Raw genomic sequence first — 22,848 nt, forward strand, 5'->3', positions numbered from 1 at the left:
TATTAATTTTAGTCAAACTCCCTTGCGAATGATGATCCCTCGTGCTTCAAGTTGCTTTATTGCTGCAGCTTTCTGCTCTTCAGTAATATTTGTTGGCCATACAACTGCATGATCTGCTAGCATTGCACTGCGAGTAATAATTACTCCTTTAATATCAGAATCTTTGCTATGTATATCGGTTGTAATTACTCCTACTGCTGTTTGTGTGCCGTCTGTTCCAGTGGGGTTCAGCACTCTAATAAAACCATCATCTGTCTTCTTGGCAACTACTGCACCAAGCTTAAGATTTTGACCTTTAGCTACTGTTATTTGATCTCTTGAATATAGACTTGATGCCTCATACTTTAATAAGTCACCTAGATTATTTTGTTCAGTTATACATGTCATATTTTCTTTTCTCCTTTTTTCCCTTTAGTTTACCGCCATGTTTGTAGTTGTTGTACCCGGCGGTTATAAAAAAACTTAAATACTTGATTGTGCTCTAGCTTTAGCTACTTGCATCATCAACTCCTCTCCTGAATTCTGTGGTATTGCACTCAGTATCTCTGTCTTTTTCGTTCGCTCTGCAAGTAACTCCATTAAAACCTCCCTTGCCTGCTCAACACTTACGCTTTGCTCAATAAATTCTCCTATTTTCTCTGGCATTCGTGATAAGTTACATAAACGTATTAATTCAAGAACTTCAGTACGATACTTAGTTAAATTGTCAGTTTCTAGGTCATTTGTAGTTTTTTCATTCATAGTAATATCCCCTTTTTTATTAATAGATTTAAACTCAGAAAGAATTGTAATTCCATCTGCAAGACCTATTTCTATTGCTTTCTCCCCAAAATAAAGCCCTGCTTCAGTATTTTTTATTGCCTCTATAGAGAGGTTTCTATTCCGTGCTATTAGCTCAACCAGCATTCCATACAAACGATTCACTTCGCTTTTCAGGTTTTCTAAACTTTCAGAAGTTATTGGCTCATGTGGATTTAAATCATTTTTTCTACTTCCTGCAAACACTGTGGTATATTTTATTCCACATTTTTCATCAAATTCACTTTGATCTATATGACTTGCGATTACCCCAATGCTTCCTACTCCTGAAGTGCGGGTGAGAAAAATCTTTTCAGCACTAGAAGCAATTGCGTACGCAGCAGAATATGCATCATCATTTGCTATCGCTATTATCCTCTTTTTTCCTCTTGCACTATAGATAAAATCAGCTAAATCAAATACACCGTTTACTTCTCCTCCTGGGCTATCTATATCAAGTGTAATAGTTTCTACTTCCTTATTTTCTAAAGCTTCTTCTATTTCTTCTTGAATTTTCTCATATGATGTCATTCCCAGAAAATCGTCAAAAGTTCCTGGTTTTTTGGTCAAAATTCCATGTATTGGTATTATTGCTGTTCTTGCTATATTTTGATTTATTGCATGTTTTATATTTTTAAATATAGGCTGTTTTCCGTTATATAGCGACAACAAGTCAAAGCTTTTTTGCTCTATCATCATCGGCTTGCACATCCAGTTGGTTTGTAAAATTTTCATAATGTAAATGAGATTTATTTTGTTTGTGTTCTGACATCAGAATCAAAGAGAAGGTTGAAAGAATCAGCACGCTTTTGATCTTCTGCTATTTCTTGGTCAATTTCTTCTACATCATAACCCATTTCTGATACTACTTCTGATCGACTCTTAAATCCATTCCTTACTGCCATTTGCTGTGCTTGCTGATCTTTCAGTGGGTCCACCCAATCAAATCCCTGTGGTATCCATTTTACTTCTTCTTTCGCTGCTTTTACTACTTTTTCATCTATACTCAGTTCTCCACAAAGCACTGCTAATTCTAGCCATCTATTCCAAATAGGTCTACAAAACTGGAACACTATAACGTTATGCTGTAACATTGCGCACCTTCTGCGAAACTCTATCAGACCTGCTCGAATGGATGAATAATTAACTCCCGTTAAATCTCCTGTTAGCTGCTCATATGTTATCCCTGTACCAATCGCTATTGCTCTGAGTTGCTGTCTCATAAACGCTTCATAACTTCCTCCAACATCAGACGGCTCTGAAAATTTTATGTCCTCACCTGGGTCTAAAAGCTGCATTGTTCCAGGTTCTAGGCCAGATAGTGCTACTCCTTGCTCATTTGCTTGCTCCTCACCTAAAATATTTGCTTCAGGATCGAGTCTTGTAATAAACCCTGCAAACATCGCTGCTGTTTTTTTTCTTACCAGCTCTGCATCATCATATTGATCAAGCTCATAAAGTTTCAGAAGTATACTCGAAAGCCATGGCTCCCCTCTAACTTGCCCAGGTCGGAGTGGCTTATAGATATGTAAAACATCATTTGCTGGCACTCTCACTGACTCTCCAAACGATCCTTCACCAGGGTGCTCTCGAAAAAGGTAATATGCTTCTCTCTGCCCAAGCCTGTTAAACTCAATGCCATTACGGATTACGTTACCATTTGCTAAAGTTTGATTTGTTTTATTATCTAAATGTTCAGATTCAAGTACTTGTAATTGCAGAGGTACACACAGACCATCTTCAGGTTTTCGGATCCGCAGACGTACAAAACATTCTCCTCCCTCTATCATACTTCTGCATACTAGAGCTTGTAATCCATAAAAATCACTTACTCCACTACTGTCTGCTTCATCTGTCCATCTTAGCCATAATTCTTGTACTTTCTTTCGAAATTCTCCATCTCTTGCTTTTGATTGTGGTTTTATTCCTGTTCCAATAGAGTTACTTACTATTGTATCAATGATATTTGCCGCATATGGATTTTTCCTTACCATATCTCGAGAGCGACTACGCAGGTGCTCAAGGCTTTGAGAGAGTAAATTATTTATGCTTCCTGCTTCTCCTTGCCAATACATTACCCTTCTTCCTGACCCTGCTGCATCCCAGGCTGAACTTTTGATTTTTGGCTTGCTAAATAGTTGTTTGAATTTTTTCAGCATCATACTAACCAAAATTCTCTTAATTCTTTCAAAGTTCCGTTAAATTTATTTCTGTCACATTTTCCAATTCCACTTACTTCATCTGGCTCTGGACCTATTTTACCTTCAGTATATTGCCATAAAATCCAATCATTCCAGCCTTTTGGTAATGTGAGTTCTTTTCTCCAGCTTGCTATCCATAATGGACATTTTGTCAAAATTGGTGTGGCAAAATCTTTCAAAAAATTAGCACCTCCATACACTAAAGGTAAACGCCCTGTTTCTTCTTGAATTTTTTTAACAAAATCTTCTGCTTGTTTTGGTTCTATATTTTTTCCACTTTCGTTCTCTTCAATATCAAGCACAACAATTGTATTTTTAGTTTCACCCACTGTATTCAAAAAGTGATTTGCCTGATCTCTTCCATCTTCTCCTACACCAAAATGATATGAACCCCATAATAGACTCAAGTCTTTGGCTTCTTTTCTTCTTTCTTTGTATTTTGAGTCTATGTACTCTGTTCCTTGCGTTGCCTTATGAATTACTCCAACTATACCACTCTCTTTAGCTAACTCAAAATCCACATTTTCTTGCCAATGTGACAAATCTATTATTCCATTTACTGAACTCTCTCTATTGTCCCATAGTTTTATGAAAGTTTTTAATTGCTCTAAAAATTCAGAATATTCCTCTTTTACAACTTTTCTCAGAAAATTTTCCCTCATATAACTCCTTTATTTGTTGCAAAAATAATCTTTCGTTTAGGCTTCATTCCAGCAATCTTTAGTTCACCTTTGATGCGTTGTCTGAGGCTGAGCAAATCATTTATCTGAACTTCAGCATATCTCACCACATGGTCACCATATGCAATTGATACTACTCGCTCTCCGTTTTGCAGTTTTTTTATTGCTTGTTCAACTTGAAACAAATACTCTTCGTTATACATTTTCCAACCACTTACTCTGTCTTACTTTTTTAGGCTTTTTACTTTCTGGTTTTTCACTTAAACTATTCCATTTACTCTCTGGCCAACGATCAATTCCAAGCGCAATAGATGCAGCTCTTGCGTAAATTCGGCAGTCTAGCACTTCATTTCTTTCTCTTACCTTTTGCCACTCTTGTTTGGTGTATCCTTTTACTACCTTGCTGACTAATTGCTCTGCCGTTAGCTGTTTAAAATATTCAGGTGCATACTCGGGAAAATGACAATATCCAGGTAGAGCTTTTCCCTCTTCTTCTTTCAAAATATTAAGTAATTGAAAAAGCTCTGACTTTAATATCGATACTCCCACTGGCCAGAGCTTTATTCCTCTCTTTAGCTTTTGACCACCAACTGTTATATCTACTCTACTTGGGCTGCTAAGTGGTACTAGTGCTTTATTTACACCTTTGACTGCCATTACTCTTCCAGATCCTTGATGACCTCTTACCCAGTTGTATACTTCTTGCGTTGCATATCCAGCATCTACCGCCATCATGCTTATCATATATTCAAGCCCATTTTCACCGATAAAATGATGACTCAGAAGCTCCGAAAGTTTTCCCCATACTTCTCCTCCTCCAGTATCTCCTTCAAATACCTGGTAGTCTATTGACCAACTTTCACGGCTTTTTCCCCATGCTACAACTTCTACTTCTAAGCGGTCTTTTTGTACATCTACTCCTGCTGTCAAAACTACTTCGCCCCTTGGTACTGTACCAATCTGAAAAAATTCTCTCCTGTTAAATAATTGCTTCCAGTCTGGTACTTCTCCTTTATCTACCCAGGTTTCTCCAAGTGTAGTATTTATCCAAACCTTCAGTAATTGTTCACTTTCTTTTGCATGGAGAAAATCCTCTACTGCTTGTTGCCAACTATACCACCCAACTGGGCTATAAAGACTTGAAAGGTGAAATCCTTTTTTCTCACCTTTTACTCTATTAGTAGGCCTCCATTCTCCACGTTCAAGCATCTCTGTCTTTTGATGATTTTCTATCTTTTCACCACATTCTATACATATATAGTGTGCTGTGTTTGGATTTTTATCTTCCCATTTTATTTGTGACCATTTTAATATTTGGTAATAATTACAATGTGGACATGGTACAAAAAAATATCTCTTATCTGTCGCTTCAAATTCCTTCTCAATTCTGCTTATTCCATGAATCGTTGGCGTTGATACTAAAAAAATCTTTCGCCGTGCAAATGTATTGGTACGGGCTATGCTGAGCAGTACTGGATCTCCTTCTCCTCCTGAATCTCCTGGGTAGGCATCTATTTCATCAAGAAAGAGATATTTTACTGGCATAGATCGGAGGCTTACACTGCTGTTTGCTCCGGTTATTACTACTATTCCACCTGGAAATTCCTTACTTTGTACAGTATTGCCTGAATCTCTTGACCTTGGGTCTTTTACTTTACTTTTTAAACATGGCGTACTCTCTATTAACGGTGCAAATCTTCCTTTTGACCAACGCTTTCCCATTTCAACTGTCGGCTGTACTACCAGCATTGGACCTGGTGTTTGATCGATAATATAGCCAATCCAATTGTTGCCAGCTTCTGTTCCTCCAATCTGCGCTCCTTTCATGAATACTACTTTTTCTGCTGGTGAGGACGGAGAAAGTGAATCCATGATTTCTTTTAAATAAGGAGTTCTTTCCGTTCTCCACTTTCCTGGCTCTGATGCTGCAGTTGGTGCTAGAACTCGATACTCATTCGCCCACTCTGATACTTTAAGCTCTGGATCTGGTTTTAAACCTTCAGAAAATGATGTGGCGTATATCATATTGCTAGCTCTTCACCATCATTAGATGATACTTCAACATCACTTAAATTAGGACTACTTGTTTTCTCACTTTCGAGTTCAATAAACATTTTCTTTTCAAGCGCTTCTTCTATATACTTCTGAATTAAATTACTCATTACTATTGCAGCTATGAGTGCAACTATTCCCACCATTACTGCAGCTATAATGTTAGGGTAAATTCCCACTATCGCTATTGCACATACTGTTATAGAAACACAGATGATATTGATATATTTCTTTATTTTTTTGTCTGCTATTTTCCTTTCTTCAAAATATTTATTGCTCAATAAATGAAACGTTGGAAAGTTGTCATTTTTTCCAAATAAAACTATATCTTTTTCTTTGCTTAATAACTTTATCAGTTTTACGTTATTTGTTGTTATTGCGTACTGAAAAACATCTGTAGCATCTGCTCTTTTCTTTAGCAGTAATTTTACTATATTAAAATGTCTATTTATTGCTGCAAGATATATCGCTGATTCTCCTTTATTGTTTAAAATATCTACTTCAACTCCCTCTTCTAAAATCTCTTCTAGGAACTCCTCATATCCTTTTTTTGCAGCTAAATGAAGTAAACTGTTTTTATCTTCTCCATATTTACTACTCATTAAAATTTCCACTATATCTTGTTTATTCCTTTCTCTTGCATAACAAAATGGTGTTTTGCCTTTATCATCTCTAATCAAAGGATCTATATCTTCTCGCGTTAGTAAAACCTCTATTGTTTTAAGTCTTTCAGCATAATGTAATGGTGTTTTATTTTCATAGTCTTGTAAATTGACCTTGGAGTTTGGAGCATTTGTTAAACACCTTACAATATCCAAACACAAATCTCGTTCATCATAATTGCTAACGCTTACAGCATTGTGAAGAGGTGATAACTTTGTTGCATTTTCTCCACTACCGGTCCTATTTACATTTGCATCGAGGTCTACTAGTTTTTTTACTACTCCTATTTTCTTGTTGTTTACTGCATAATGAATTGCTGCGTGATTTCTCGCATCAAGAATGTCCTTATCCGCATTTCCTTCTCTAATTAAAATTTCTACTATTTCTTCATTTCCAGCTCCTGCTGCTAAGTGTAATGCTGTATGTAGTAGAGCATTCTGCTCATTAACATTAACCCCTTTGTCGAGTAAAAACCTTACAGCATTTGCTTCATTCAACATCGCAGCTAAGTGGAGTAAGCTATCTTGCTCTGATCCGTATTTGTTATTAATTAGCGCCTGTAATATTTCTTCTCTTGCACAAGAGAGCGCACTTTTACCATCATCATCAGTGATCAGTGGATTAATATTTTTCCTGTTCAGTAAGAGTGCAACCATACCAAACTCGTTAATTTCTACTGCATAATGCAGCGGTGTCTTTCCATTTAATCCTCTAACATTAACATCTAATCCAGGTTGATTAATGAGGCACTTTATTAACTCTAAACTTAAGTTATCAGCCATTTTATATTCAGAATCTTTTTTATATTTAAAATTTAGTATTAGATAATTCTTGTAATGAGTTTGTAATCTCTTCAGTTAGCGCCATATGAATCTTTTCAGTGTCACTCAGTGATGCAAGCAGTGCTGAAACTCTATTTGGAATATTAAGCAAATTATTACGTACAACTCTTGCTACATTAAATGCATCGCGCTTTACTTCCTCTACTGCCACAAGTTCTCCTATCTCAGCCTTAGCTTTCGCCTCAAGAAGTTTACCTCGTTCCATTTCATTTTTTATTCGAGTTTTTAGCAACATCGTGGAAAGGTTACTTGTATTTTCGTTTTCTGGATTTTTCCTCCTAAGTGGCTGACTTGGATCTCTTATTGCTGCCACCGCTTCATTTGCTTGTTCTCTATTGATCAAACCATCCTCCAACTCAACTATTCCTTTTTTTACTAAATAACAGACATATTGCTTTGATACTCCTATCTCTCTTGCCCATTCTGTTTGTGTGATCTTTTCCACTTTTTTTGCCCCTTTATTGCTGTTTTTCTTCTTGAATTTGTGCAAAAGTTTTGTCAGTACCAGAAAGAATTGCCTTCCTACCTGTGTATATTTGCCAACGTTTTATGGTGACATCTACAAATTTTGAATCTAGCTCTATTGTTCTACAGATTCTTCCTGTTCTCTCACATGCAATCAGTGTACTGCCAGAGCCGCTAAATGGATCAAGAACTATGTCTCCTGGTCTACTACTATTAACTATTGCTCTCTCCATTAGCTCTACTGGCTTCATTGTTGGATGTAGTGAGTTGTGCATTGGCTTATCATAAAACCACAGATCGCTTTGATTTCTACCCCCATGCCACTCACGTTTATTGCCCCTTTTCCATCCATAGAGCATTGCTTCGTATTGTCTTTGATAATCTGATCTTCCTAGCGTAAAGTGATTCTTTGCCCAAATGATAAATGTTGACCATTTCCCTCCTGCCTCCTCAAATGCTTTTTGCAACGTTGAAAACTCTGATGATGATATGCAGATGTAAATTGCTCCTTTCGTATATGCTAAAATATGGGAACAGATGTCATAGAGAAAAAGTTCGTACTTTTCACCTTGATTATCATTTAATATCTTTTTATCTTGGCTATTACCATAATCAACGTTATATGGAGGATCACAAACAGTAATGTCTGCCATTTTATCATCTAACAGCGCTTTATATGATTCAACTACAGAGCTATCACCACAATAGATTCGATGATCACCTAAAATCCATAGATCACCTGGTTTTGTTACTTTTTTGTCATCAATAGCTAAGTCAGAAAGATCTTCTTTTTCACTATCTAAATCATCAAGGAAATGTTGAACTTTTTCTAATTCAAATCCAGTCATTTTAAGATCAAACTGTAAATCTTCCAGTTCTTGAATTTCCACCTTCAAAAGCTCATCATCCCACTTTGCCCAGTTAGCTGATTGATTGGCCAGTAACCGAAAAGCTTTGGTTTGTGGTTCATTTAAATTATCACTTAAGACCACTGGTATACTTTCCATACCAAGTTTTCTTGCTGCTTTAAGTCTTAAATGGCCATCAACCACAGTTCCATCGCTTTTTGCAACTATTGGAATACGAAAGCCAAATTCCCTGATTGAAGCACACATTCTGTTTACTACATCGTCATTTTTACGAGGATTACGCTCGTATTCGACGAGATTTCGAGTAGGATAGTAGTGAATTGCTAAATTCATATAATTTAAATTCTTGATAGTTAAAAAGTTAATATTCAAAATATCTCTGACGCTAAAGAAGGCCTGGGGTCAGCACCACCAAACCCGCCAGTATGGCCGAAAGGACCCACTTTTTATGAGCTTATTAATATCTTTCCATAACATAGAACATCAAAGCTAAAGCATCTGCTTGATTATCATCTCTAGGTGAAAAACCTTTTTCACGTATCGCTTCAATAACTTCACTCTTACTTGCATTGCCTTTGCCTGTGATAAAGCGTTTTATAGTCTTAACAGGAACACTCTGATAGGGAATATGATTCTCTTCACACCAAGCAGAGAGAACTGCAAGAAAACCACCATAACAATGCGCTGCATCAGTTCCAAGGTGTCTTCTCACTTCCTCAAAATAAACTGTTTCAATACTTGGAAATTTTTCTTTCATTTCATTCAACCACTTACGAAAATTTAGAAATACCATGCCACCTCCACTAAAACGACTAGTATGAAAACTCTCACTGCCACTTTGAACTATTCCATCATGTAGAATAGCCCATCCGGTTTGTTTCCCTAAATCTAGTGTTAGTATTGACATTCTGTAAGATATTTGTTTGGAGGTAGCCTAAGCAATAACATGGACACTTAAGTTACCTCTTGAAAATAGTGGGAGTGAAAATTACGAGTTTCAAACTTTCATACCCCTCTACTAATATATATCGCAAAAACTTCACAGAATGTTCAAAAAAATATTATTTTTTATGTTTTTTCAAATTACGCTGAACAAATTCATTTCATTTTGCGATTAATTACTTATGAGGAAACAGAAAAAATCCCTGATAAGTTTTAATGGAGAATTTATGAATATTTCATGCGATTTCAACAATACTATTTCACAAAGTTATCTACCATCATCAGAAGAAACAGCGAACATAAAATTAAGGCTTCTGGCCGATCTCAGATCTTGTCTTTCTTACTTGCTACCAAATGGGGTTTTTCATGGTAATAGGTTTTATGTAGGTGATGTACATGGTAATCGAGGAAAAAGTTTAGTAGTAGAATTAACTGGTAGTAAAGCTGGGCTTTGGAAAGATTTTGCAACAAATCAAGGTGGTGATATTATTGATCTTTGGGCAGAAGTACACTCCAAAACAGAATTTCATGAGATAATGGCTTCTATAGCTGAGTGGCTTGGGTATAACAAAAAATATACAGAGAAGCAATACATTGACGAAGACTTTGAGAAATTTATTACCTACAGTTGGAATTATTATGATGAAAATGGTCAGGTGATTGTAAAAGTTTACCGTTCTGATTTTCCTGGAAAGAAAAAAGTATACAAGCCTTTTAATGTTAAAACGTTGAGTTATAAAGCACCTGATACAAGACCACTATACAATATCCCTGGTATTTTGAAGTCTGATAAAATCATTCTTGTTGAAGGTGAAAAATGCGCAGAAGCACTAATAGAAAAAGGAATTACTGCAACAACCACAATGTCTGGAGCAAATGCAGATGCGGACAAAACTGACTGGTCACAACTTAAAGGCAAGCATATTGTTATTTGGCCGGATAACGATGAGCCTGGTAAACAATATGCTGAAAATGCTACTACAAAACTTCTCAGCTTAGGTATTGCATCGCTTTCTATAGTCAAAATTCCAGAAGGTAAACCAAAAGGTTGGGATGCTGCGGACTATGTACAAGAAAACACAAATGTTTCTGACTTCATTGAAAATAACTTGAAAAAGGTAATTATTAGACCACCACTGAACATTTTAGACTGGAGTGCAGATCGTTTTGTAGGTCCAGTACCAGAGCAAAAGTTTCTTGTTGAAGGAATATTTCCTTTGGGTGTTACTTCAATAGTAGCTGCTATGGGAGATACAGGTAAGGGTATGCTACTCCTCGATTTGGCGCTTAAGGTTGCAAGTGACACAGATCAGATATGTGGTTTTGGTTCACCTGTTACTGAACATGGATCAGTAGTAATCTTTTCAGCAGAAGATGATGCAGGCGAGGTACACCGTCGGCTTGAACGTCTTGATCCTGAATGTAAAAGATTAAAATTTAAAGATAAGCTGTTTATAGTACCACTACCAAACGTAAGAGGATCACTGACAATACTGAGAAGTATTCGTGGTAAAATTATTGAAGTTTCGCCTGAATTTGAGTCTATAATAAAACAACTTGATAAAATTAAAGATCTGAAATTAGTTGTGTTTGATCCTCTTGCATCGTTTATTCATGCAGACATAAATGCTGATCCTGCTGTAGGAGATTATCTAATGTGTTTATTGTCTGATTTAGCATGTAGTACCGGAGCTTCGATAGTTACTGCTCATCATCTGAGAAAACCAAAAGGAGAAAAGCCTATATTAACTGCTGAACAAGCACGTGATGCAATTAGAGGCACATCTGCTCTTGTTAATGGTGTCAGATGCTCATATGCTTTTTGGCCAGTAGAAGGTACAGCTAAGCCAGAGATCTTTCAATCAATAGGAGAAGCTCCAAGACAGAATGCGTTATTTTATGGAGCAGTTGTTAAGGCAAATGGTTTAGCTGACCGAACTGTACGTACTTACCTGAGAAACCAAGAAACAGGGCTATTAGAAGATATAACAGTGCAACTAAAAGGTAAAAATGCTAGTGAAAAAGACCTTAAAATGTATCTTGTTGATGCAATTGCAAGATCTGCTGTTGCAGGGCATCCATTCACTCATACAGGAAATACAGGAGTATACAAACAACGGCACAGATTACCTGATATTCTTCATGGTCTAGGGAGAGATAGACTAGAGCGTATAGTACAAGAACTTCTACAAACAAAGAAGTTAGTAAAAGGAATGTCTACAGGCTCGAGAGAAGATAAATGGCTTGATGTTAGAGAAGGCCCTTTTGCTCGTGGTGTTGGAAAATTTACTCATGGAGCTGAAGGTATTATACCAAATCTCATTGCTAACAAGACAAATTAGAAACAGCCCTTTTTGACTATAATTGAAGAGTTTAAGCAAATTCATAATATGTTCTATTTGTCTTTCCAATAACAAAATTAGTTGTAGATAAAATTACGGGTAAGCTCTTCAAGCATCTGAGGGTTTACCCTATTTTTTTATTACAAGCATTGGAATACATTATATATTATAACTTCAACTAGAAGTTGATAGAATATATAAAAAATCATACCACTAATAATTGAATTATGTTCCTATTCCTGCGTTACTGAATCAGTAATCAGAAATTAAGGAATGAAAAATACCTCTAGAAACCTAAACTTTATACTCTCTATTCCTAAAAGTGTTCCTAGAAAGCACCCCTCTAAAGTTGGCCATTATGGCTGATTCTACGTTCCTAAAACCCTTATATTATTATATAATATATATGAGTAATAAATAAAAGTAATAATAAATATAAATAATAGTAAATTACAAACAGTATAAAATGTTAATGAAAGTAAAAAGACTACAAAAATATTACTAAGATATTTAAATTGAATAAAAAAGAACAAATGACTGACAATAGCGTTTTTAAAAGATTCTACGACTTTAAGGTCAAATTATACTACCTTGAACTAAAGAACGCTTATAAACCACATTAAAACCGATTAAAAGGCAATTAACACTACATTTTAATTTCGCAAAAGATTCCTACCCAACTTTATCATGTTTTATTTTAGTTATAAAGAAATTTTTTTTAAAGCTGAATTAACTTGAAAGAACATAAAAAACCTAACAAACAGTGGAAGGATAAACATGCTGAGTTTTAAAATCAAAGTCTTTAGTAGATTTAAAAGGCCTAATCATTTTTGTCTTTTTGATGAGCTTTATCGAACCAATTTTAAAATTATTTAAACTTTTTTTGAAAAATTTCCGGAAAAAGTTGTGACTAATCCGGTATAATTATTATAGAGGACTATGAATTTTAGATGCTCCAGAAAGAAGCGGTTAAACAAATGCTTAGAAAAAAATAAAATGACCTTCAATTGCGTTTCAAGACGATTCTGTAATGAATTATACCACCTCTATGCAATAACGCTTGTTGTTTGTAAAGAAATTTCTTACAAGCCTGACAAAAAAATTCACCTTTCTTTATAGGGTTAAAAAAGTTTTATAAAATCTTTAATTCTTTAGTAGAAATCTTATTGGATCAACCTATTTTTCTTCTTTTCACCGAACCATGTCTGAACAAATTTTTCACATGGGGGATGCTTCAAGAAAAAAGGCCAGAATATCAATAGTTTTATTTTTTCATATGGGGGAACGAATTTTTCCCATGCCGTACAAAGTGAGGTTAAAACCCTTCATCCTTATTCCTTTCAATCTTTCATGGAGTGCTATATGCAATCTAAAAATAAATATCCTGGTATTGATCCTTCAATCATTAAACAAATACGAAAACGTGCTAGACAAATTAAATCTTATAAATGCTGTGTTAATTCTGATATTGAAGATATAAAGCAGCAGCTCTTATGTGAAACTTGGTCTGATTTAAGCCAGTATAATGGTGAAGAAAGTGGTAGAAATGCATTTATTCATAGTGTCATAAAAAACCATGCAATAAGCCTTCTACGCAAACAATCCTGTGCTAAACGTGGTAGTAAAGCAGGCGTAGCATTTGTTGATATTACTGACTTGGATGATGTTATTGATGAAAATAGTAATTTTGCAGATAAAGTAGCAGCTAGTGTTGATATAAACGAAGCAATTTCAAAACTACCAAAGCTCTGGCAGGACATTTGTTATCAGCTTGAATCTCATAGTATCTCTGAAATCGCAGAAATACATGGAATATCTAGAACAACCATCTATGACATTAGAGAACAAATACGCGCTAAACTTGCTCATCTCAAAATATATTTATGAAAATTTTTGAACAAATCGTCGTCATTTTGCGATTACATATTATGAAGGGGTAATAAAACTATGACTTTAAAAATAATAAATAGTGAACAAAGAGTAAAAATGGTAACAGGTGTGAAGATAGTAATCTTCGGACCATATGGAATTGGTAAGACCAGTCTGCTTAAAACTTTGAATGAACCGACACTTTGTCTTGATTTTGAAGCTGGGCTACTTGCTGTTCAAGATTGGCAAGGGGATTCTATAAGTATTCGTAGCTGGAATCAAGCTCGCGATATTGCCTGCCTAATTGGTGGACCTAATCCTGCATTAAAATCTGATTCAGCATATAGTCAAAGACACTATGAGCATGTATTCAGTAAGTACAAAGATCTAGAATTCTCTAAATATAGCTGTATTTTTATCGACAGTATTACAGTAGCCTCGCGGTTATGTCTTTTATGGGCAAAAATGCAACCAGAAGCTTTCTCTGACAGAAATGGCAAACAAGACATGAGAGCTGCATACGGGTTACTTGCTCAAGAAATGATGGCTTGGCTCAATCAGTTTCAACATATTCCCAATAAAGATATCATTACAGTTGGTACGTTAGGTCAATATTTAGATGACTTCAATCGTCCAACTTGGCTACCACAATGCGAAGGAGCTAAAACTGCCAGTGAAATACCTGGTATTGTTGATGAAGTAATTAGCATGGTAAGCATCAAGAAGGATGATGGTACAGAGGTACGTTCCTTTGTTTGCCATACTATTAATTCTTGGGGATATCCTGCTAAAGATCGTAGTGGTTGCCTTGATATGGTTGAAGAGCCGCATTTAGGTAAATTACTTACAAAAATCAAAACTAAAACCTTTTCTACTTCTACTCAATTTATGCCACACAACTAACTTTTGGAGGTTACATATGTTACAAGACTTTTTAACTACTGGTCAAAAGATTCCCTTTTTCAGTATGAAAGAATATTTGAATGACCAATCACCTATACCGAAAGACATCGTCTCACCAAGAATTTTAACTCAGAGAAGTTTATTGGTTCTAGGTGGCCCTCCTAAAATAGGTAAAAGTGACTTTTTGATCTCTTGGCTTGTCCATATGGCTGCAGGTGTTTCTTTTCTTGGTATGACTCCAAGTAGACCTTTGAAAATCTTCTACATACAAACTGAAATTGAATACGAATATATGAAGGAACGTTTGCAATGTCTTCAACTTGATCCAGAACTTTTGGCAATAGCTGCTAATAACCTAATAATTACGCCAAAAGTGCATTTATCATTTTGCCATGAAGAAATAAATTACATAAAAGAAATTGCGAAGGAACGCTTTAAGCCTGATATTTTGGCAGTGGACCCTCTGCGCAACATCTTTAGTAGTGAGTATGGCAATGAAAACGATAATAGCGCTATGCTATTCTTTCTGCAAAAAACTCTTGAAAAACTACGTAATGCTATTAACCCAAATGCTGGAATAATATTAACGCATCACACGAAAAAATTATCCAAGAAAATGCTCGAAGAAGATCCATTTCAGGGCTTAAGTGGTGCTGGATCTCTCAGGGGATTTTACACTACTGGCATGGTGATGGTTGCTTATGATGAGGAAAGTACCAGACGTCAAATAGTATTTGAGCTACGCAATGGTGAACGTGTGCCAAATAAACTTATCGATAAGATCAACGGTAGCTGGCAACTTCTTGATCAATGGAATAACTGAGCTTTTTTTAAAAATCAATTGATATATAGGGGGCAACTTATGCTGCAAGATTTTTTAACTGATTTCAATAATGCGAAACTACGGAGTAGTTTAATACCTAAAGGTACAATAGTCAAGGTAAAAATGGCAATTAAGCCTGGTGGTTACGAAAATTGGTTCACTAAAAGCTATGATACTGGCAGCATCTATTTAAACGCTGAATTTACCGTCATTGAAGGTCCATACGCAAAATGTAAGATTTACCAAATAATTGGTATTAAAAGTGGCAAATCAGAAGGTAAAGAAGATACTTGGGGAGAATCTGGACGTTCTATGATTCGCAGTATTTTAGAGTCAGCTCGTAATATTCATACAAATGACACATCAGAAAAAGCAGTTCTTGCGCGAAAAATCAACTCAATTGCAGATTTAAATGGCCTGGAGTTCACAGCAAAAGTAGGCATTGAGGCTAATAATACCTATGGAGATAGGAACAGAATTGCTACGGTCATTACTCCTGAACAAGAGAAAAATTCAGACGCTGATTGGATACCATTCTAAATAAATTGCAACTATTTTTATAGTAAATTAATCGGAGGTTACATGGAGTTTTGCATTACTGAATCAAGACAAGAGATAAAAATGTTATTGGCTCACAATATTAAAGAGTGTCTGTCTTACTTATTGCCTGGTGGTAAATTTGGTTATGGGTTCTATTCTAGAAATATTAATAAAGACCACTTGATGGTAGTGGCAGAAGGTAAGCAAACTGGCACTTGGTATAACTGTGATAAGAAAACTAACGGAGATATTATTGAACTCTGGAGCATAATAACCAATAAAACTGATTTTTCTGAGATTACCAGCCTTATAACCAAGTGGCTTAGTGAGCGTATAATAGCAAAATATAGCTACCTTGATAAAAATAATGAGGCTATAGCTTATGTTTATTTGTATAAAAACAATTATAGACATATATGGAATCTAAGAACCTCTAGGAATGGTCTGAAGCCATTATATAACATTCCCGGTATTATTAAGTCTGATGAAGTGATTATAGTTAAAGGTGAAAACCGTGCTGATAGTTTAATAAAGAGAGGTTTTACAGCAACAACTGCAATAGATGATGATATTGAGAAAACGGATTGGTCTATGCTAACAGATAAGCATATAATAATTTGGCCGGAAAAAGATGAACAATATGTTAAAAAAGTAGCAGTGGAACTAGACAATTTAGGTATGTCCTGTGAGAATCCTGAAAGTTTAGGTATATCATCTGAGAACCGTGAAAGTTTAAGTGTATTATCTGAGAAAAAAGCATTTCCTGCTAGTCATTATCTAAATGATAAATCTCCATCACCAGAGGATATAATTTTACCGAGAATTCTTACTCCTGGAGGACTTTTACTACTTGGAGGAGCTCCAAAGGTTGGCAAGACTGATCTACTGCTTTCTTGGTTAGCACATCTGTCAGCGGGACTACCATTTTTGAGTATGGTTCCAATTAGACCATTAAAGATCTTTTATCTTCAAACTGATCTTGAATATCCCTACATTAAGGAACGGCTACAACAATTGAAATTTGATGATAAATCTCTAGAATTAATATCAAAAAATTTAATTATTACACCAAAAACAAGCTTACTTTTGAATTCTCAAGGAGTAGAAGAAGTAAAAGATATTATAGCAGAGAGACTAGACGTTAAAACAGTTGATATCATTGCTATAGATACACTACGTGGTGTTTTTGATTTCAATCAATATAAAGGAGAAAATAGTAATAGCTCGATGTTTTGTTTTTTAAAAGATAGAGTTGAAAAATTGAGGTCTATAACAAACCCTAGTTGTGGAATTATTTTAACGCACAATACTAACAAGGTATCGAAAAAGTCATTAGTAGAGGAACCATTTCAAAACTTTAGCGGAGCATCGGCTTTAAGAAGTTTTTATACTTCAGGGATAATGATGATCAAGCCACACGGAGAACAAAATACTCGTCAATTGATATTTGAACTTAGAAATGGTAAATCTATTTTACCTATGCAGATCGAAAAAGTAAATGACAGTTGGCAAACTGTATCAGAAAAACCAACTGTAAAACAACGTCGAAAAAAAAGTTATGACATCATTTTACGGTTAATTAATGAGAGAGCAGCTAAGGGAAAATTTTATACTAAAAGCCAATTTTGCTATTTATTTGAAGATACATTTGGTTTGAAGAGTTGTCATTCCATTCGTAGATATGTTAACGCATTAGTTGCTTCAGGTTATATTAAATTCTATGAAAAAGAAATACCAGAGCGCGTAAAAGTTATGAAAGTGGCTGAGCATTTAACGAGGAGAGATATTTAATAACACTCATTTTTTAAGAACAATAGTAAAAGGATTAAGCCTGTAGCCATATTCCTTAGTACCTATCCCTGACCATGGCAGAGTTTGAATAATATCGTCTTTTTTGACATTTAAACCTAAAGTTATAGCCAATTTCTCTGCTATAGTTTTTTGCATTCTATTTATTGGTTTGCGAATTTGTTGTTCAACATCGTGAATGTTTTCTAAGCGATTTGCAATTTCTCCAACGTTTAAAGTTTTGTATTGCTCTGGAGAAATTCCACTTTTAAAGTCATGAAAAAATTGATCTAAGAAAATAAAAAATATTCTTCCAGACTTTGACTGTGTTTCGATAACTCCTATACCATTAACACAAATGTCATTGCCTTTAATATGGAGCTGAAAAGTCTTTTCTGCTGGAGTAGACTTAGTCTGTTGCAATGGAATGTAAGAATAGCAATTGAATGCCTGAAAAGAAACATTAGGTAATAATTCTGGTACTCCTTTTTCTACTGTTTGATGCAATACTTCATTTAAACTTTGATCTTCGCAAATTAGATCTGCTATAGGAACAATGTGTAGATTCAGTGGTGGCTTAAGACTCTCCTTATTAAAAGTTATTAAAGCAGTAGGGGTGGTTTTTAACTTATCCACAGCAGAGTATGAGTTATCAGGACAGCATTCGGGAATAATTAAGCTGATAAGGCTTGTGTCAACAATAACATAATAAACTCCGGTTGCTACTTTATTACAAGTAATCTTTAAACTTGCTAATTGCTTTTCAAACCATTCTATAACTTTCAAATGATTAACTTTTACCTCTAAAGAAAAGTAACGCTGTTTTTTATAAGTATCAGGTAAAATATCACGTTCACAGAGGTCACACATTATTGGGTTATCATAATCTTCATCATAATCGCTGACAATTTCTAATCTATTGTTGCAGAAAGGATTTATTACATGAAAATCAAACTCATCTTCATCATTAGCACAGATTATAAAATAATATTCTCTTAAATTTACAAACCCAAGACTTGACAGGTATTGTGCAACTTCTAAATAATCTCTGCTAGGTGTATCATAAGAGTCACTCCACCGTAGCAGATTAGTAACTATTTGCCTGTAGAAAGTTGGATTTTGCTTTTGACAGAATGGTAAGTCCATAAGTATTGGAAAACATTAACTTAAAATCTTCACGTTCTTTTTTATCAAGTACGTGTTCTGAATAATTGATCGCTATATAGTCTGTATTGGCATGAAAAGATAGAGTAACTTTTTTGTTTCTAAATATCACCTTTATATGTTGAACAAGACTAATATTGTAGATTATACTGCCAATTGAAGGCTCTAACACCTTTAACCACTTTTCTATGGAATTTGTGTTTAATGTAAAATAAGTGCTTGGTTCAGGTGACGTAAACTTTAATTCAATTAATTTGATGTCTTTTATTAATTCATGTACACAGTCAGTCAAGAATGTACGCACTTGGGCAACTTTATTCTGATTACGTAGATTAATAAATGAGCATTCACGTTGAAAATATCGACTGGCAATGCTGTTTGCTATTTCTAAGCCACGTTTGGGGTTTTTAGTACACAAATTTACCTGATTGCTATTTAAAGAGAAGTCCAGAATAATCCAGTCAGGTTTGTAACCGTGTATTACTTGGTTTGAGCTAAGTACCAGGTCTGAATCACTAGCACGACGTATAAATAAGTAAATGCGGTCTTGGTAGTAAAAAAAACCTTTGAACTTACTTTCAAAGTTGTCATTTGCTAGAGAATCATGTTGAGTTAATATCTCTCGCAGTACCTCTTTCGACAAAAAATCTTTAAATGAGCTCTGTCTTTGTCTTGGAGGATTATTTAAAATAAATGATGAAAAACTTCTTTTTTGAACTTTATTAAAAAGAAAGACGTGCTTCAGCAAGTTATGGTCAATAAGAAAGAGAGTAAATAGTATAGATTTTTTATCATATTTTACATCGCCACTCAATATAGGCTTTGCTATCTCAATTATGGCTGAATCAGACTTCAAACGGCTAAAGTAGCTGATTAAATAATAATTAGGTAAATAATCAAGGTTGCTGTCGATAAGGAATTTACGCTTTTGCTGAACTGACCTATAGTCATAATAAGGACTATTATCAAACAAATGCTGTTGATAATTGAAGTGTTGTTTAAGAATAACATTTAATTGCTTATTATTAAGAGAGTTAATCCAACTTTTGCACAAATCAGGATTTTGAAAACTCAATAGTAACTCAGTAGCAGGAACTTCAAGATCATCTTCCCAGAATTCTTGATTGGCAATCATTATCCAAAAGAAAAAATATTATGACAACTGTAGTATATTAAACAGTTGCGTCAATACTACCATAAAAAAATAATAAAAAAAAATTGAACAAATTGAAGAGAAAAAGCGATTATATATAATAGGAGGGTTGAAAACAGATAATGTCAATTCTAACGCAATCAGGCAGAGCAGCAATAGCAGCCAGCATAAAAAAGCAATCTATCCATCTTGCTTGGGGAAGTGGTGATGGAAGCTCTGGAAGTAGCCATAAAGTAGAAAAAACTTTCGTTAAGGGTGAAATAAAACTTGATCATCAACCTGTTAAAGATGTGAAGGTTGTTACAGGACAAACAATGCATCAGCCAAGTGTTGACTATACAGTTGATAGCAGTACTGGTGTAATTAAACGTACGGAAAATAGCTCTATTCCAGTAAGTGATAAAGTTACCATAGAGTACATTCAAAGCACACCACCTGAACCTATAAATTCTATAAAGCTCTTGAATGAACTTGGCAGACGTACTGCAGATGAAGTGCTACTCTGCACAGGTGATGAAAACGGCGAACTTATAACTCCTTCTGGAAGGTTTAGGCCTTCTGATGTACCAACCAATAATCTTTTTCTCAAATTCACTTTCGATTTCATGGATGCAGCAAATCGAGTAATCAGAGAGCTAGGGGTTATGGTTGGTACTAAAGTAAAAAAAGAATTACCTGAAGGACAGAGATATTTTGAACCTCAAGATATAGAAGACCATGGGATTTTATTGGTTTTGGAACATACCGTACCACTTATCAGAACATCTGCAACTCGGGAAACTTTTTCATTTGTTGTAACTTTTTGAAACAAAATGACTTTAAACGCCTATTATAACCGTTTTAATCCTGACAAAGAATACGAAAAAAGCTTGTTCCTGGCAGGAAGAGGTTTACAGTCTGCAGAATTAAATGAAACTCAGGAGTATGCTCTTTCTAAGCTTAAAGGCATAGGAGATGCAATATTTCGTGATGGTGATGTTGTAACAGGAAGTAATTGTATTATAGATAGAGAAACTGGTAAAGTTACACTTGAAAGAGGAAAAATCTATCTTCGTGGAGCAGTTAGAAAAGTCGAAAAAGAAGAGTTTGTTATTCCACTGAGTACCACAGTTCGTATAGGTGTTTATTATCTAGAATCTACAATTACAGAACTTGAGGACGAAAATCTTCGTGATCCTGCAGTTGGTACAAGAAACTATCAGGAAGTAGGAGCTGCAAGGCTTAAAGTTTCCACCATTTGGGGATACCAAGTAGAAAGTGTTACTGTTAACTCTACAAATGGCGAATTTTACCCAATTTACAATATTGAAAATGGAGTATTGATAGAACATTCACCGCCACCACAAGCAAATATAGTAACTACTGCTCTTGCTCGTTATGACAAAGAGGCAAATGGTTCCTACGTTGTAAATGGCCTTGAAGTAATGTTTTTGCAAAAGGAAGAGGGGGCAGGAGGAAAAAAAATATTTGTAATTAATGAGGGAAAAGCTCATATTGATGGTTATGAGATTGAACTTCCTCACAGTATTCGTGTTTCTTTTGATGAAGATCCGGATATAAAATCAGTTGAATCAGAACCACATACTTTTCAGCCAAATAGCCAAAGAGTAATGGAACTTAAAGTTAATGATTTTCCAATACGTGAAATCAAAAAAGTAGATATAACCGTTCAAAAAACCATTACCATTACTCATGGTTCATACTCAGGAGCTGTTGATCCAATACCTGACTCTGCGGTACTTGAGATTATTCAAATTAAACAAGGCAATGTTATTTATGAAAATAGTATAGATTACAAATTAAACGCAGGAAACGTTGATTGGTCATTACCTGGTAAAGAGCCAGCTCCTGGAAGTAGTTACCTGATAACCTATCGCTGCCGCACTCATATAAGCCCTGAAGATATAAGCGAAGAGGGATGTAAAGTAAAAGGAGCAGTTGATAACAGCTTGGTTCTGATTGATTACACCTGGAAAATGCCACGCTATGATTTAATTACTATCGATAGCAAAGGAGCAGTAAGGAGAATAAAAGGTATAGCTCACCCTTGGCGACCATCAATGCCTAAAGCACCTAGCGGACAACTTTTGCTCTGCTACATTCATCAGACATGGAAAAACGGAGAAAAAGAAGGGGTAAAAATAGTGAATAATGCTATTCATGCTGTACCGATGAATGAGCTTGAAGCAATGAAAAAAGGAATAAATGATCTTTATGCGCTGGTTGCAGAGGAACGTCTACGCAATGATGCAAATTCAAGAGAACCTACCACCAAAAAAGGAGTATTTGTTGATTCATTCTTTGATGATGATATGCGCGATCAAGGAATTTCACAGTCTGCAGCAATAGTAAATAAGGAACTAATTTTACCAATAGATGTAACGATTGCTGATATTGATGAGGGGGAGAAAACTTATTTATTGCCATATAAACTTGAACCGGTACTGGAGCAGCTTTTACAGACTAAAGGAGAAAAGATCAATCCATATCAAGCTTTTGATCCAGTTCCGGCACAAATTACTCTAAATAAAAATATAGACCACTGGACGGAGGTTACCACGAATTGGAAAAGTCCAATAACCAGAGCATTTAATGTTAAAGAAACAACAGAGCTGATGTCAAGTACTTCATATGAAGCTGAATTTATGAGAGAAGCAGTACAGAATTTTGAAATTGAAGGTTTTGAGCCAGATGAAAAGCTCAAGGAGGTGAAGTTCGATGGTATCGTCATTCAGCCTACTGCGTAAGAGGTAA

At 35.2% G+C, this 22,848-nt stretch carries 20 protein-coding genes; 8 read left to right on the forward strand and 12 right to left on the reverse strand.

The window, feature by feature from the left end; all coding sequences use genetic code 11:
* Positions 1–12 precede the first annotated feature (12 nt).
* The 10 genes from ACQ4M0_RS02165 to ACQ4M0_RS02210 form a co-directional block, all read right to left on the reverse strand.
* Positions 13–387 carry a head decoration protein gene (locus tag ACQ4M0_RS02165; protein ID WP_264685000.1) on the reverse strand — a complete coding sequence of 125 codons (375 nt, stop codon included), beginning with the start codon at positions 385–387 and terminating at the stop codon, positions 13–15.
* Positions 388–462: 75 nt separating this feature from the next.
* Positions 463–1,533, reverse strand: coding sequence for a S49 family peptidase (locus ACQ4M0_RS02170; protein ID WP_438456585.1), 1,071 nt, complete (start codon positions 1,531–1,533; stop codon positions 463–465).
* Positions 1,534–1,547: 14 nt separating this feature from the next.
* The gene (locus ACQ4M0_RS02175) at positions 1,548–2,960 is read right to left on the reverse strand and encodes a phage portal protein (protein ID WP_438456586.1); all 1,413 of its coding nucleotides are present in this window, start codon (positions 2,958–2,960) and stop codon (positions 1,548–1,550) included.
* Positions 2,957–3,661 (reverse strand): glycoside hydrolase family 25 protein, encoded by a 705-nt coding sequence (locus ACQ4M0_RS02180; protein ID WP_438456587.1) that lies wholly within the window; start codon positions 3,659–3,661, stop codon positions 2,957–2,959. The genes ACQ4M0_RS02175 and ACQ4M0_RS02180 overlap by 4 nt, the downstream gene beginning before the upstream one ends.
* Positions 3,658–3,882: a hypothetical protein gene (locus tag ACQ4M0_RS02185; RefSeq protein ID WP_438456588.1), complete on the reverse strand. Its 225-nt coding sequence runs from the start codon at positions 3,880–3,882 to the stop codon at positions 3,658–3,660. Before ACQ4M0_RS02185 ends, ACQ4M0_RS02180 begins: the two co-directional genes overlap by 4 nt.
* A complete protein-coding gene (locus ACQ4M0_RS02190) occupies positions 3,875–5,704 on the reverse strand; it encodes a phage terminase large subunit family protein (RefSeq protein WP_438456589.1) in 1,830 nt (609 codons plus the stop codon). Before ACQ4M0_RS02190 ends, ACQ4M0_RS02185 begins: the two co-directional genes overlap by 8 nt.
* Positions 5,701–7,176, reverse strand: coding sequence for an ankyrin repeat domain-containing protein (locus ACQ4M0_RS02195; protein ID WP_438456590.1), 1,476 nt, complete (start codon positions 7,174–7,176; stop codon positions 5,701–5,703). The genes ACQ4M0_RS02190 and ACQ4M0_RS02195 overlap by 4 nt, the downstream gene beginning before the upstream one ends.
* A 25-nt stretch (positions 7,177–7,201) precedes the next feature.
* A complete protein-coding gene (locus ACQ4M0_RS02200; protein ID WP_438456591.1) occupies positions 7,202–7,681 on the reverse strand; it encodes a hypothetical protein in 480 nt (159 codons plus the stop codon).
* A gap of 13 nt (positions 7,682–7,694) precedes the next feature.
* Entirely contained in the window at positions 7,695–8,903 is a 1,209-nt protein-coding gene (locus tag ACQ4M0_RS02205) for a DNA modification methylase (RefSeq protein WP_438456592.1), read from the reverse strand.
* A 124-nt stretch (positions 8,904–9,027) separates the two neighbouring features.
* Positions 9,028–9,477 carry a crossover junction endodeoxyribonuclease RuvC gene (locus ACQ4M0_RS02210; protein ID WP_264377085.1) on the reverse strand — a complete coding sequence of 150 codons (450 nt, stop codon included), beginning with the start codon at positions 9,475–9,477 and terminating at the stop codon, positions 9,028–9,030.
* Positions 9,478–9,739: 262 nt separating this feature from the next.
* On the opposite strand from ACQ4M0_RS02210, the gene ACQ4M0_RS02215 reads away from it, so the two are divergent.
* From ACQ4M0_RS02215 to ACQ4M0_RS02240, 6 genes are all read left to right on the forward strand, one after another.
* Positions 9,740–11,854, forward strand: a complete 2,115-nt coding sequence (locus tag ACQ4M0_RS02215; protein WP_408067118.1) for an AAA family ATPase — start codon at positions 9,740–9,742, stop codon at positions 11,852–11,854.
* A 1,362-nt stretch (positions 11,855–13,216) separates the two neighbouring features.
* Positions 13,217–13,741, forward strand: coding sequence for a sigma-70 family RNA polymerase sigma factor (locus ACQ4M0_RS02220; protein ID WP_007301868.1), 525 nt, complete (start codon positions 13,217–13,219; stop codon positions 13,739–13,741).
* A gap of 60 nt (positions 13,742–13,801) precedes the next feature.
* Positions 13,802–14,626, forward strand: coding sequence for an ATP-binding protein (locus ACQ4M0_RS02225; protein WP_341811024.1), 825 nt, complete (start codon positions 13,802–13,804; stop codon positions 14,624–14,626).
* A 16-nt stretch (positions 14,627–14,642) separates the two neighbouring features.
* Complete coding sequence (locus ACQ4M0_RS02230) at positions 14,643–15,449, forward strand: AAA family ATPase (protein ID WP_438456593.1); 807 nt, start codon at positions 14,643–14,645, stop codon at positions 15,447–15,449.
* Between the two features lie 39 nt (positions 15,450–15,488).
* Positions 15,489–15,989, forward strand: coding sequence for a hypothetical protein (locus tag ACQ4M0_RS02235; protein ID WP_438456594.1), 501 nt, complete (start codon positions 15,489–15,491; stop codon positions 15,987–15,989).
* Between the two features lie 42 nt (positions 15,990–16,031).
* Positions 16,032–17,780 (forward strand): AAA family ATPase, encoded by a 1,749-nt coding sequence (locus ACQ4M0_RS02240; RefSeq protein ID WP_438456595.1) that lies wholly within the window; start codon positions 16,032–16,034, stop codon positions 17,778–17,780.
* Positions 17,781–17,786: 6 nt separating this feature from the next.
* Here the strand turns inward: ACQ4M0_RS02240 and ACQ4M0_RS02245 are convergent, their stop codons facing one another.
* On the reverse strand, positions 17,787–18,923 hold the full coding sequence (locus tag ACQ4M0_RS02245; RefSeq protein ID WP_007303017.1) for a hypothetical protein: 1,137 nt from the start codon (positions 18,921–18,923) through the stop codon (positions 17,787–17,789).
* Positions 18,865–20,076 (reverse strand): hypothetical protein, encoded by a 1,212-nt coding sequence (locus tag ACQ4M0_RS02250; RefSeq protein ID WP_438456596.1) that lies wholly within the window; start codon positions 20,074–20,076, stop codon positions 18,865–18,867. The genes ACQ4M0_RS02245 and ACQ4M0_RS02250 overlap by 59 nt, the downstream gene beginning before the upstream one ends.
* A gap of 140 nt (positions 20,077–20,216) precedes the next feature.
* Here ACQ4M0_RS02250 and ACQ4M0_RS02255 point away from each other — a divergent pair, with 140 nt between their 5' ends.
* Positions 20,217–20,900 carry a hypothetical protein gene (locus ACQ4M0_RS02255; RefSeq protein WP_438456597.1) on the forward strand — a complete coding sequence of 228 codons (684 nt, stop codon included), beginning with the start codon at positions 20,217–20,219 and terminating at the stop codon, positions 20,898–20,900.
* Positions 20,901–20,906: 6 nt separating this feature from the next.
* The gene (locus tag ACQ4M0_RS02260) at positions 20,907–22,841 is read left to right on the forward strand and encodes a DUF4815 domain-containing protein (protein WP_438456598.1); all 1,935 of its coding nucleotides are present in this window, start codon (positions 20,907–20,909) and stop codon (positions 22,839–22,841) included.
* Positions 22,842–22,848: the final 7 nt, after the last annotated feature.

The sequence above is a fragment of the Wolbachia endosymbiont of Kerria lacca genome (assembly GCF_051602725.1).
Classification (GTDB): domain Bacteria; phylum Pseudomonadota; class Alphaproteobacteria; order Rickettsiales; family Anaplasmataceae; genus Wolbachia.

Bases quoted from the DNA above. Each gene is read 5' to 3' on its own strand.
- ACQ4M0_RS02165 (WP_264685000.1), bottom strand. From the start codon at position 387: ATGACATGTATAACTGAACAAAATAATCTAGGTGACTTATTAAAGTAT.
- ACQ4M0_RS02170 (WP_438456585.1), bottom strand. From the start codon at position 1,533: ATGAAAATTTTACAAACCAACTGGATGTGCAAGCCGATGATGATAGAG.
- ACQ4M0_RS02175 (WP_438456586.1), bottom strand. From the start codon at position 2,960: ATGATGCTGAAAAAATTCAAACAACTATTTAGCAAGCCAAAAATCAAA.
- ACQ4M0_RS02180 (WP_438456587.1), bottom strand. From the start codon at position 3,661: ATGAGGGAAAATTTTCTGAGAAAAGTTGTAAAAGAGGAATATTCTGAA.
- ACQ4M0_RS02185 (WP_438456588.1), bottom strand. From the start codon at position 3,882: ATGTATAACGAAGAGTATTTGTTTCAAGTTGAACAAGCAATAAAAAAA.
- ACQ4M0_RS02190 (WP_438456589.1), bottom strand. From the start codon at position 5,704: ATGATATACGCCACATCATTTTCTGAAGGTTTAAAACCAGATCCAGAG.
- ACQ4M0_RS02195 (WP_438456590.1), bottom strand. From the start codon at position 7,176: ATGGCTGATAACTTAAGTTTAGAGTTAATAAAGTGCCTCATTAATCAA.
- ACQ4M0_RS02205 (WP_438456592.1), bottom strand. From the start codon at position 8,903: ATGAATTTAGCAATTCACTACTATCCTACTCGAAATCTCGTCGAATAC.
- ACQ4M0_RS02210 (WP_264377085.1), bottom strand. From the start codon at position 9,477: ATGTCAATACTAACACTAGATTTAGGGAAACAAACCGGATGGGCTATT.
- ACQ4M0_RS02215 (WP_408067118.1), top strand. From the start codon at position 9,740: ATGAATATTTCATGCGATTTCAACAATACTATTTCACAAAGTTATCTA.
- ACQ4M0_RS02220 (WP_007301868.1), top strand. From the start codon at position 13,217: ATGCAATCTAAAAATAAATATCCTGGTATTGATCCTTCAATCATTAAA.
- ACQ4M0_RS02225 (WP_341811024.1), top strand. From the start codon at position 13,802: ATGACTTTAAAAATAATAAATAGTGAACAAAGAGTAAAAATGGTAACA.
- ACQ4M0_RS02230 (WP_438456593.1), top strand. From the start codon at position 14,643: ATGTTACAAGACTTTTTAACTACTGGTCAAAAGATTCCCTTTTTCAGT.
- ACQ4M0_RS02235 (WP_438456594.1), top strand. From the start codon at position 15,489: ATGCTGCAAGATTTTTTAACTGATTTCAATAATGCGAAACTACGGAGT.
- ACQ4M0_RS02240 (WP_438456595.1), top strand. From the start codon at position 16,032: ATGGAGTTTTGCATTACTGAATCAAGACAAGAGATAAAAATGTTATTG.
- ACQ4M0_RS02245 (WP_007303017.1), bottom strand. From the start codon at position 18,923: ATGGACTTACCATTCTGTCAAAAGCAAAATCCAACTTTCTACAGGCAA.
- ACQ4M0_RS02250 (WP_438456596.1), bottom strand. From the start codon at position 20,076: ATGATTGCCAATCAAGAATTCTGGGAAGATGATCTTGAAGTTCCTGCT.
- ACQ4M0_RS02255 (WP_438456597.1), top strand. From the start codon at position 20,217: ATGTCAATTCTAACGCAATCAGGCAGAGCAGCAATAGCAGCCAGCATA.
- ACQ4M0_RS02260 (WP_438456598.1), top strand. From the start codon at position 20,907: ATGACTTTAAACGCCTATTATAACCGTTTTAATCCTGACAAAGAATAC.